The 10522-nt window shown below is 44.6% G+C and carries 12 protein-coding genes, 1 pseudogene and 1 other annotated feature; of the genes and pseudogenes, 1 reads left to right on the top strand and 12 read right to left on the bottom strand.

Features of this window, described 5'->3' with window-relative positions; genetic code table 11:
- Positions 1–658: 658 nt before the first annotated feature.
- The 4 genes from pheT to P9687_RS13735 all read right to left on the bottom strand — a co-directional run bounded on the left by pheT (position 659) and on the right by P9687_RS13735 (position 5523).
- Complete coding sequence (gene pheT, locus P9687_RS13750) at positions 659–3073, bottom strand: phenylalanine--tRNA ligase subunit beta (RefSeq protein ID WP_035188337.1); 2415 nt, start codon at positions 3071–3073, stop codon at positions 659–661.
- A 12-nt stretch (positions 3074–3085) separates the two neighbouring features.
- The gene (pheS, locus tag P9687_RS13745; RefSeq protein WP_014097797.1) at positions 3086–4123 is read right to left on the bottom strand and encodes a phenylalanine--tRNA ligase subunit alpha; all 1038 of its coding nucleotides are present in this window, start codon (positions 4121–4123) and stop codon (positions 3086–3088) included.
- Positions 4124–4172: 49 nt separating this feature from the next.
- Positions 4173–4405 (bottom strand) — a binding site (T-box leader).
- 79 nt (positions 4406–4484) lie between these two features.
- The gene (locus P9687_RS13740) at positions 4485–4619 is read right to left on the bottom strand and encodes a hypothetical protein (RefSeq protein WP_257737693.1); all 135 of its coding nucleotides are present in this window, start codon (positions 4617–4619) and stop codon (positions 4485–4487) included.
- A gap of 148 nt (positions 4620–4767) precedes the next feature.
- Complete coding sequence (locus P9687_RS13735) at positions 4768–5523, bottom strand: TrmH family RNA methyltransferase (protein WP_035188341.1); 756 nt, start codon at positions 5521–5523, stop codon at positions 4768–4770.
- Between the two features lie 104 nt (positions 5524–5627).
- Between P9687_RS13735 and sspI the strand changes: the two genes are divergently transcribed.
- Positions 5628–5840 (top strand): small acid-soluble spore protein SspI, encoded by a 213-nt coding sequence (sspI, locus tag P9687_RS13730; protein ID WP_014097794.1) that lies wholly within the window; start codon positions 5628–5630, stop codon positions 5838–5840.
- A gap of 26 nt (positions 5841–5866) precedes the next feature.
- Here sspI and P9687_RS13725 read toward each other — a convergent pair whose 3' ends face one another.
- The 8 genes and pseudogenes from P9687_RS13725 to P9687_RS13690 all read right to left on the bottom strand — a co-directional run.
- Positions 5867–6295, bottom strand: coding sequence for a hypothetical protein (locus P9687_RS13725; RefSeq protein WP_035188344.1), 429 nt, complete (start codon positions 6293–6295; stop codon positions 5867–5869).
- A gap of 18 nt (positions 6296–6313) precedes the next feature.
- Entirely contained in the window at positions 6314–6763 is a 450-nt protein-coding gene (locus P9687_RS13720; RefSeq protein WP_035188347.1) for a DUF5085 family protein, read from the bottom strand.
- On the bottom strand, positions 6753–7211 hold the full coding sequence (locus P9687_RS13715) for a DUF5085 family protein (RefSeq protein WP_035188349.1): 459 nt from the start codon (positions 7209–7211) through the stop codon (positions 6753–6755). Before P9687_RS13715 ends, P9687_RS13720 begins: the two co-directional genes overlap by 11 nt.
- Positions 7208–7939 carry a hypothetical protein gene (locus tag P9687_RS13710; RefSeq protein ID WP_035188351.1) on the bottom strand — a complete coding sequence of 244 codons (732 nt, stop codon included), beginning with the start codon at positions 7937–7939 and terminating at the stop codon, positions 7208–7210. The genes P9687_RS13715 and P9687_RS13710 overlap by 4 nt, the downstream gene beginning before the upstream one ends.
- A 73-nt stretch (positions 7940–8012) precedes the next feature.
- Positions 8013–8915: a hypothetical protein gene (locus P9687_RS13705; RefSeq protein ID WP_168986086.1), complete on the bottom strand. Its 903-nt coding sequence runs from the start codon at positions 8913–8915 to the stop codon at positions 8013–8015.
- A 61-nt stretch (positions 8916–8976) separates the two neighbouring features.
- Positions 8977–9402 carry a hypothetical protein gene (locus P9687_RS13700; protein WP_052123262.1) on the bottom strand — a complete coding sequence of 142 codons (426 nt, stop codon included), beginning with the start codon at positions 9400–9402 and terminating at the stop codon, positions 8977–8979.
- Between the two features lie 66 nt (positions 9403–9468).
- On the bottom strand, positions 9469–10158 hold the full coding sequence (locus tag P9687_RS13695; RefSeq protein WP_168986087.1) for a hypothetical protein: 690 nt from the start codon (positions 10156–10158) through the stop codon (positions 9469–9471).
- Between the two features lie 18 nt (positions 10159–10176).
- Positions 10177–10522, bottom strand: a pseudogene (locus P9687_RS13690) (hypothetical protein); the annotation flags it as partial.

Here is a 10522-nt window from a genome sequence, read left to right as displayed (position 1 = left end):
TTTATGCTAGTCATCCATTCCGATTTAAAATTTGCGATGGACCTGGGTTGCAAATAGGGTTTGCTGATTAAGCAAAATTCGTAGATTTAGCAAGAATGCTGACAGCTTTGGCATTTATAAAAAATGCAGGGAAAAGGTTGCACTTGAAACGCTCAGTAGGTGAAGGAAGGCCGTCTATTTTTCCCACTTCCTTAACGTAGACGCGCTCTATGTTAAGAAAGACCTTCATTTTTCCGTGCTTCCTTAACGTAGACGAGCTCTATGTTAAGGAAGACCTTCATTTTTGCGCGCTTTCTTAACTTAGACGCGCTCTACGTGAAGGAAGGCCTTCGTTTTTCCAAGCTTCCTTAACGTAGACACCCTCTATGTTAAGGAAGGCCTTCGTTTTTCCAAGCTTCCTTAACGTAGATGGGCTCTATGTTAAGAAAGGCCTTCGTTTTTCCGTGCTTCCTTAACGTAGACACGCTCTATGTTAAGGAAGACCTTCATTTTTGCGCGCTTCCTTAACGTAAATTTACACAATAACCTGGACTTGACTCGTAGACGCACTCTATATAAAGGAAGATCGTCAATTTCCACCGCTTCCTTCACATAGACAGCGCTTTGATTTTTGCACTAAAAAAGAAGAGGCCTTTAAGCCTCTTCTTTTTTCTTGGGATTAGCCCCGTAGTACTGCGCCTGCTTTTTCTTTTACGGCGGCAAGTACTTTCTCATGCTGGGCGACGACTTCTTCATCTGTTAATGTGCGTTCCGGATCGAAATAAGTAAGCGAGAAGGCAATTGATTTTTTGTCGGGTTCCATATGCTCGCCTTCGTATAAATCAAAAATCGAAACGGATTTCAAAAGGGTTCCGCCGGCCTCCTGAATGATTGCCTGCAGCCGGGCTGCTTCCACATCGCGGTCGACAACAAGCGCAATATCGCGGGTGATAGCCGGGAAGCGCGGGATCGGCCGGTATTGAACCGGTTCGGCCGGGTAATGGTATACCGGCTCCAGTTTCAGTTCGAACACGTATGTTTCTTTGATATCGAGTTCTTTTTGTACGTTTGGATGCACCTGGCCGACAAAACCGATCGCTTCCCCGTCAAGTAAAATTTCCGCTGTCCTTCCCGGATGCAGCCCTTCAAATGTTGCCGCGTGGTAGGAAATAGCGCCGGAAACTCCGAGTTTTTCAAACAGGCCTTCCAAAATCCCTTTTGCCACAAAGAAATCTACTGCTTTCTTTTCTCCTTGCCACAAGTTGGAAACCCAAAGCCCGGTGATGGCGCCGGCGAGGTGTTCCTGTTCTTCCGGCTGCGCTCCGTCTGCCTTTTTCAAAAAGACATTGCCAACTTCATACAGGGCAACCGACTCGTTTTTACGTGCGACATTATACGCGACGGATTCCAAAAGATGCGGCAAAAGGCTTAAGCGCAGCACACTGCGTTCTTCGCTCATGGGCATGGCAACGCGGACTGGTTCGCGTTTTTCAAGCGCGTACTGGTGTGCTTTTTCTTCGCTTGTTAAAGAATACGTGGTTGCCTGGTACAGCCCCGTTCCTTCAAGAAAACGTTTCGTGGCGCGGCGTTTTTGCTGAATGACGTTCAAGCCGCCCCGCGTTCCCCTGCCCGCCGGCAATGTTTTTGGCAGCAGGTCATAACCGTACAGGCGCGCCACTTCTTCAATCAGATCTTCCTCAATCGTAATATCGCCGCGGCGGGTTGGCACAATCACTGTAAAACGGCCGTCTTCCCATGATGTTTCAAACTGGAGACGTTTAAAAATACGGAGCACTTCTTCCGCTGAAATTTGCGTTCCGAGCACACGGTTGATTTTTTCCAGCGTAATGGTGACAACAGCCGGCTCAATATGCAAATGATTTTCGGCAACCATTCCGGCAAGCACTTCTCCACCCGCATATTTGGCAATCAGCATTGCGGCCCGTTCTGCTGCGGGCACAACGCGGTTCGGATCAATCCCTCTTTCATAACGGCTGCTTGCCTCGCTGCGCAGGCCGTGGTCTTTTGAAGCCGTCCGAATTGTTCCGGCGTCAAAATAGGCGGATTCCAAAAGTACGTTTGTCGTCGTTTCGGATACTTCCGAATTGGCGCCGCCCATGACACCGGCCATTGCGACAGGTTCAGTGCCGTTCGTAATGACAAGATGGACATCTTTTAACGTGCGCTCCTGGTCATCGAGCGTGACCATTTTTTCCCCTTCACGCGCCATGCGGACGACAATTTCTTTGGAACCGAGCTTGTCATAGTCAAACGCATGGAGTGGCTGGCCGTATTCGAGCAAAATATAGTTCGTAATGTCGACCACATTGTTGTGCGGGCGGATTCCTTCTGCCATGAGCCGCGCCTGCATCCAGAGCGGGGACGGGCCGATTTTCACGTTGCGGATGACTTTTAATGTGTAAAGCGGCGCTGCTTCTTTTGCCTCGACACGGACCGAAATGGCATCAGCAGCTTTATCGGATGCTTCCTGCACTTTTGTTTCCGGCAATTTCACGTCTTTTCCAAGGATCGCTGCTACTTCGTAGGCAACGCCAAGCATGCTCATGCAGTCCGCCCGGTTCGGAGTAAGCCCCAGTTCAATAATCGTATCATCCAATCCTAAAAGTGGCAGCACATCCTTCCCCACTTCCACATCATCCGGGAACACATAAATGCCGTTTGCATACTCTTTTTGGACGAGCTTGCTTTCAACACCGAGTTCCTGCAGTGAGCAGATCATCCCGTTCGACTCCTCGCCGCGCAGTTTCGAGCGTTTGATTTTTACATGCCCCGGCAGCCAGGCGCCCGGTTTGGCAACGGCAACTTTCTGCCCTTTATCGACGTTTGGCGCGCCGCAAATAATTTGGACAGGCTCACCTTCCCCGATATCAACCAGGCATTTGTTTAATTTATCGGCGTTCGGATGCTTTTCTTTTTCCAAAACATGCCCGACAACGACATTTTTAATGTCTTCCCCCTTAAATGCCACGCTTTCGACTTCAATCCCGGTCCGCGTAATTTTTTCAGCCAGTTCTTCCGGCGAAATGCCGTCCAAATCTACATATTCCTGCAGCCATTTATATGAAACAAACATGTTTGACCCTCCTTATTCTTGTACGGAAAACTGCCGTAAAAAACGAATGTCATTTGTGTAAAAGTGGCGGATGTCATCAACGCCGTATTTCAGCATCGCAATCCGCTCCGGCCCCATGCCAAATGCAAAACCGGTATATTTTTCCGGATCAAAGCCGGACATCCGTAATACGCGCGGGTGGACCATGCCGGCGCCCAAAATTTCAATCCAGCCCGTGCCTTTGCAAACATGGCAACCGTGCCCACCGCACATTTTACATGAAATATCCATTTCAACACTCGGTTCGGTGAACGGGAAAAAGCTCGGGCGCAGCCGGATTTCACGGTCTTCACCGAATAATTTTTTCGCAAACACTTCCAACGTCCCTTTTAAATCGGCCATCGTAATGTTTTCGTCAACAACGAGCCCTTCAATCTGCATAAACTGGTGGGAATGGGTCGCATCATCATTGTCGCGGCGGTATACTTTCCCTGGGCAGATGATTTTGACTGGCCCTTTGCCGTGATGTTTTTCCATTGTCCGCGCTTGGTTTGGTGAAGTATGGGTCCTGAGCAAAATGTCATCGGTTATGTAAAAGGTATCCTGCATATCGCGTGCCGGATGCCCTTTCGGCAGGTTCAGCGCTTCAAAATTGTAGTAATCGGTTTCCACTTCCGGCCCCTCGGCAATCGTATAGCCCATCCCGATAAACAAGTCTTCAATTTCCTCAATGACTTTTGTAAGCGGATGGTGGCTGCCTGCTTTTACCGGGCGGCCCGGCAGCGTGACATCAATTTTTTCAGATGCCAATTGTCGCTCGACGGCTTCCGCTTCCAATGCCGCCTGCTTTTTTTCGATACCTGTTTGAATGGCGGCACGCACTTCATTGGCGAGCGCGCCCATTTTCGGCCGTTCTTCTGCTGACAGCTTTCCCATGCCGCGCAAAACTTCCGTAATCGGGCCTTTTTTGCCGAGATAGGCGACACGGATCTCGTTCAGCGTTTTTAAATCAGCAGCCGCACCAATTTTGGCAAGCGCTTCGGTTTGCAGTGCTTTCAACGTTTCTTCCATTTTCTTGTACCTCCTTTAAGTTTTGGGCGTTAAAAAAGCCCCGTCCTGGAAAAGGGACGAGGCAATGGTTCGCGGTACCACCCTAATTAACATAATTAAATTATGTTCGCTTCATTTCAATAACGGCTTTTAACCGTCCCGCCTTTACATTGCAGGCAATGGTCCAAGCGGCAACTCAAGGGGTGAACTTCGCTTCATTTCCCCATAAAAATGCTTCCAGTCTACGGCATTTTCTCCCTGCATGGCGAAGATCAAGCTACTTTTCCCTGTCATGGTTTTTATCATTTTTCAATTATGTTTTATTATAGCGGGAAATGCCCGCAATTTCAAACGGAAAGTGACCTCTCTCTAGATGTTTATCTTAGAGGATAAAGTGCCTTCCCATTTTAGTCACAGGCGCGGCCGTTTTCACGCTGAATATTTCCCGTTTTTCGCAATAAATGAACGTGCTGAGGGTCACCTTTTTATCCTGGTCAAGCAGTGCACCCGCTCTCACAAAAACGCCCTCCCCCGTTCCTTATTGGCACCCATACTGAAAAATTGTCCCAGCTGTTTTTCATCTTTCTGCCGCTGCTTCACCTCATGCATTTTATAGGTCTGCTTTTTTGCCTCAAACATGGATACATTCACTTTTTCCGCCGAAATTACGACCGCATCGCAAAGTCATACATTAAAATGCCGGCCGCCACTGCAACATTTAGCGACTCGCTTTTGCCGAAAATCGGGATGGACAGATTTTGTTCCGTTAGCGCAAGTAAGCTAGGGTGTACGCCGCTTCCTTCATTGCCAACAAGGATCGCAAAGGCATCACCTGGATTTACTTCGCGAAACGTTACGCCGTTTTCAAGCGCTGTTCCGTAAACCGGCACTGCCGCTTCGTTCAGTTTTTCAATCCACATGTTTAAATCGCCTTTTAAAAGCCCGACGTGGAGATGGCTTCCTTGTGCCGCACGCAACACTTTCGGGCTGTACGGATCCGCCGTGCCCTTGCCGAAAATAACGGCATCAAACCCGGCTGCGTCCGCCGTCCGGATCATCGTTCCTGTATTGCCGGGATCCTGCACGGCATCAATTAAAAGATAACGCCTGCCGATGATTTTGGACGGCTGTTTTTTCATCCGGCACACAGCAAAAATGCCTTGCGTCGTTTCTGTATCAGCAAGCGTTTTGCTGATTTCATGCGTGACAGTGGTTACCGGCACCCCTTCCGTATTCCAGCGGTTTGGCAGGTCCACACCTTCTTCAACAATAATTTCTGTCACTACTTCTTCTTTCAGCGCTTCTTCGACGAGATGGAACCCTTCCAGCAAATAAGTAAATGTTTTTTCGCGTTCTTTTTTCGCGGCGAGTTTTTTCCAATGCTTTACTTGCGGATTTTGCAAGGATTGTATGTATTTCAACGTGTTTGCTCCCTTTTCGTTAAGTTTTCCTTGGAATAGTATACATAAAAATTGTGGCCATGTGAAATGCTAGCAGTGAAAGCGATCAAAGGAGCTGAACCGAAATGGATTTGGACTTGCGAAAAGCAGTCATTCACAATGTAAAAGAGGACACGCAGGATCAGTTAAAAGATACGATTGTCGATGCCATTCAAAGGGGCGAAGAAAAAATGCTCCCGGGGCTCGGCGTCCTCTTTGAAGTCATTTGGAACCATGCGGATACACAGGAACAAAAAATGATGCTGGAAACGCTCGAGCAGGGGCTGAGCCAGGCGTAACAAGGGAGCGGAAAGAGCCGCTCCTTCTATATGTGCACCGGCTCTTCCAATCCGTTTACAGTTGCAATGAATGACGGCAAATTTCTTTTATGCCACCCGTAACCAATCAGCACTTTGTTTAATCGGAAAACAGCCGTACCATCCGAAGTCCCAACATACAATCTGTGGTAAGTCAGCTTCGAAACAGTTTTCATGCTTGTGATCTTTTCTCCCGGAATAAATGCCGATTCGTCCGGTAACATATTGCCCGTAATATTATTGATTGGAATGACGGTCAGCCCTTGTTCACTATAGCTGAACACATTATACTTTGTCCCCAGTGCTCCCGCCGGCCCTCTCAGCAAATAATCCGAAAACGATGGCAAAATGATCCCGCAAACCGTACACTTCTCCGCTGTTTTATCATATCTGCCAGCCTCTGTTAAAAAAGCAACAAAATCCTTTTCTTTCAACATGAAAAATTTCTCCCTTTTTTACTCCTCATCCTTAAATACTTTAATTTTGATCTCCACCCACTGCATTTCTTCATTTCCGCGCAAAATGTGAAAAATCGGCGAAGAAATTTTGTAATCATGTTCCATCACATGCCGGAACAGTTCGTCATATGCCTTTTCCACTTCCGTCTGAAACTGTCCCTTCACCCATGTCTTAAGCATTCCATCAATATAAAAATAACTTTGCATCGTAAGTGCCGGATTTTTCGGCCTATTTGATTGTTCAACCGGCATATAAAGGTCAATCAGCATTCTCTCATCAAAAGGAATATTATATAAAGCATAAAACAGCGGCCCTTTGACCTCCAGTTGTGCTTCGACCAGTTTTTGATTAAAATCTTCAAGCGCCAATTCAAATTCGCTGACATGGATATCGTATGTGGACGAGACAACATTCCGGTATTCCAGCGTTTCGTATTCAATGACCATCAGCGGCGACTTCCTTTACTTTTGCGTATATATCCATCATGACATCATCGAATACATCGAGGCAAACATGGTAAAACGGCTTTGCAATTTCCAGACCGTTGCGAGCGGCATAACCTTCAAGCAGCATATACGCATCTTCTATTTCTTCCACTTCCGGGCAGCGAACATAAATGGCGGGCGTAATTTCTAGATAATCCAGCTGTTTGTAAAACGCGTTTTCCGGTACTTCCACCTGCCCGTTTAAGCCGATGTAATACGTATATTTTCCGAAAGACGGCTCATTTTCCATTTCTTCGATTGTAAAAATAACCGGGCTTGTGTAGTAAATTTCTTCATTAACGAGATTCGCACGCAGGCTCAACACCGGCACATACCATTCATCATGCGAGATCACTTCTTCCACGCAAATAACATTTTGAATGACGAGTGACGATTCATGGACAATCATGGCAAGGCTCCTTTTGTTTTCATCATTTCATGGATAAAAGTGGGAATGCGGAAAGTTCGCCAGGCAATCAGGACATACTGGCAAACACCCGCCAATATGCCTACACAAAGGAAAACGATGAGCAAAAACAGCAATAACAGTCCGCCTTCCCCCTGTAAATAGTGCCGTGTGAAAATGGAAGACAAAACGACAAAAAATCCGATAACAGAAGCGCTTATTTCCTTGTTGTACGTTTTTCCATCAAGATGATTGATTTCCTGCAACTGGATTCTTTTTCTAATCCAAAAATAAAGAAAGAAAAGATGAAAGAGCACACAAGCCGCTATACTGTACAACGCCGTCCAGAAGTAAGCATCATAAAGATGTATATCTTTTGCAAACATCATAAACGCAACAAAGGGGTCAAACGCAGCCTTGTACATAAAAATAACGACGGCAATACTTGAGAACCGCCAGCTGAAAGGACGGTTCGGCATAGAGAAAAGGATTGAAAATGCATGCAAGATAAACAATAGGATTTCAAGGCGAAATACCCACTGCCAAAAAGGAGACAAGTTTTCCCATCCGATATTTCCACCATTTACAACTTTGTATGCGACGCCTATCATCACCAAAGAATAAACAAAAAATGCACATAAAAATTTCCGCAGATCAGAAAATGTCAGCAAGCGGCTGCTCGCATCGGCATTTAAAATGAGCAAAAATTTTTCTTCCGTTAATTTTCCCACTGCATCTCACCCCGCTCTATTTATTGAAGCAAAGAAGAAAAACGGTTGTACAAAACAAACGATTTAGCCACAATTATTTGAATAATCTCGGTATCTTCTTTGCCAGACACTGAACTTCATCGCCCTCTTTATTTTCCAGATCTTTCGTATCATCAATAATGCTTTTTGGTGGTGTTCCAGGCTTTTTGTTTATCCCATATTTAACTGCTGTCCCAGCTGCAAGGCCAACAACGGTGCCTACCGGCGGGAGCAAAGCACTACCTAAATTATCGGTTTCTCTTATCTCCAAATTTTCCGGATATTTATTCCGAAACATATATACCGCAGCTTCGATATGCTCACACAAAAGTACCAGAAAACAAATATAAAGGAATGAAAATAATCCTGTTAAAAAAATCGCTTCAAAGTTCCCCAATCCTCTTTGAATCAAGAGACTGGCTAGGATGGCGAGAAAAAAGATGACTTTTGTCCAATGAGCTGCACGATCTAATTTGCTACTGGCGTCATCCTGGTCGTCATCTTCGAAAGTTTTTACAAGGGCATGGACATGAATGACAGCGCCCAGTATAAGGATAAAGATGACGGGATACTGATAAACATGCATGATGCCCCTATCTTTGTAGTAGACCAGTAGAGCCATAAATGGATCTAATGCTGCTTTATACAAAAACAGCACAGCCCCAAGCATCATAACTTTATGCATAAAATTATGATTTATAAAGCTTAATAGAATGAGTAATATCTGCAAAGCAAATAAAACAGCTTCCAAACAAAATGCAATCATCCACCATTTCGAAAGGCTGTTCCACCCAATTGTATCTTGATGGACCCCCCAATAAGAAAATCCAATTACAAATAGTGAATAAAGAAGCAATCCAATTAAAAGAAATGCCAAATTGTCTAAGGTTAACCGATCTTCCTGAATTTGATAGCGGATGTAATCATAGTTGAAATTTTTCTGATCTAATTTGCTCATATTGCACTTCCTGAAAATGATGAATCATTTTTCCTTTCTATAGGCCATGGCGAGCAGTCTTTCAAAAAACGTGCCGATGTCGCTTTTTACGTCTGGAAAGATTTTGATCCATCTTTTTAGCTTTATCCACTCCTCTATTTACTAGACCTTTCGTACGTTCAGAAAGATTTTTTGGAGGATCACCAAATTTCCAATTTACTAATGTTGAAGCAAGCATTCCTACACCTGCTCCCATGACACCTCCAATTGGCGGACATAAAGCCGTGCCAATTACGGTACCAATTGCGGTTGCTGTCGAGTTATAGGCTGTATCTACCGCTGTCCCAACTATAAATTTTTGAGTATCTCCGTGGGATTTTTCATAGTTTTCTTTTGCGGTAAGCCCCACACTCAAGGGACCCAATAATTTATTCCCGGCTTTGACCGCTTTTCCAATCCTGTTTAATTCTTTCGTACTGTCTTTCAAGGATTCTGAGGATTTTGCCAAACTTTAAATGCAAGGGTTTTGCCAGATCCCCGAAATGTATCGTCTCCTTTCAGTTGCTTCTATTTGCTAATGCTCTGGATGTTTATACCGAAACAAATATACCGCAGCTTCGATATGCTCACACAAAAGAACCAGAAAACAAATATAAAGGAATGAAAATAATCCTGTTAAAAAAATCGCTTCAAAGTTTCCCAATCCTCTTTGAATCAAGAGACTGACTAGGGTAGCAAGAAAAAAGATGCCTTTTGCCCAACGAGCCGCACGATCTATTTTTCTGTTAGCATCATCCTGGTCGTCATCTTCGAAAGTTTTTACAAGGGCATGGACATGAATGACAGCGCCAAGTATAAGGATAAAGATGACCGGATACTGATAAACCTCCGTAATACCCCTGTCCTTGTAGTAAGCGAACAAAGCCATAAATGGATCTAATGCTGCTTTATACAAAAACAGCACAGCCCCAAGCATCATAACTTTATGCATAAAAATATTATTTATAAAGCTTAATAGAATGAGTAATATCTGCAAGGCAAATAAAACAGCTTCCAAACAAAATGCAATCGTCCACCTATTCGAAAGGTTATTCCACACAATTGTATTTGGATCGGAAAACCAGTAAGAAAAACCAACTACAAATAAAGAATAAAGAAGCAACGCAATTAAAAGATATTTTAAATTGTCTAAGGTTAACCGATCTTCCTGGATTTGATAGCGGATGTAATCATAATGGATATTTTTTTCATCTGATTTTCTCATTTTACGCCCCCTGCAAAATCACTTAAACCACTTCGCAATGTTTTTTCCAATATGTTGAATTTTATCAACTCCTTTGTTTGTAAAATCTTTTGTCCGTTCAGACAAGCTTTTATGAGAACCTTTTCTTTTCAAATTCACAAGTGCTGTTATTCCAATTCCAACAGCCGCACCAGCTACACCTCCAATTGGCGGACATAAAGCCGTGCCAATTACGGTACCAATTGCGGTTGCTGTCGAGTTATAGGCTGTATCTACCGCTGTCCCAACTATAAATTTTTGAGTATCTCCGTGGGATTTTTCATAGTTTTCTTTTGCGGTAATCCCCACACTCAAGGGACCCAATAATTTATTCCCGGCTTTGACC

Origin of the sequence: Weizmannia sp. CD-2023 (genome assembly GCF_036225245.1) — a bacterium.
Classification (GTDB): Bacteria; Bacillota; Bacilli; order Bacillales; family Bacillaceae_C; genus Weizmannia; species Weizmannia faecalis.
This window is presented reverse-complemented; position numbering and strand designations above follow the sequence as displayed.